The sequence below is a fragment of the Paraburkholderia sp. SIMBA_053 genome (assembly GCF_046534895.1).
Lineage (GTDB): Bacteria > Pseudomonadota > Gammaproteobacteria > Burkholderiales > Burkholderiaceae > Paraburkholderia > Paraburkholderia caledonica.
This window is the reverse complement of sequence record NZ_JAWRXU010000626.1, coordinates 1-274: the sequence shown is the minus strand read 5'-3', so window position 1 is coordinate 274 and position 274 is coordinate 1. Positions and strand designations below refer to the sequence as shown.

Sequence of the window (274 nt, the reverse complement as noted above, 5' to 3'; positions counted from 1 at the left end):
CGCCAGCGATCTCGACTGGACGTTCTTCGCGCCCGCCGCGCTGATCGCGCCGGGCGAGCGCAGAGGCACGTTTCGCACGGGCGCCAACGCGCTGATCGTGGATGCGCAGGGCAACAGCAGCATTTCGGCGGAAGACTACGCAATCGCGTTCGTCGACGAGCTGGAGCAGGGCCGTTTCGTTCATCAGCTCGCGACCGTCGCGTACTGAGGGCTTCGAAACCGCGCCACGCGCCACGCATCCGCCGCGCGGCGCGCATGAGCGACTGTCGCGCCG

At 69.0% G+C, this 274-nt stretch carries 1 pseudogene; it reads left to right on the top strand.

Annotated features, from left to right (window positions below):
* Nucleotides 1-208, top strand: a pseudogene (locus SB753_RS37105) (NAD(P)-dependent oxidoreductase); the annotation flags it as partial.
* Between the last annotated feature and the right edge of the window lie 66 nt (nucleotides 209-274).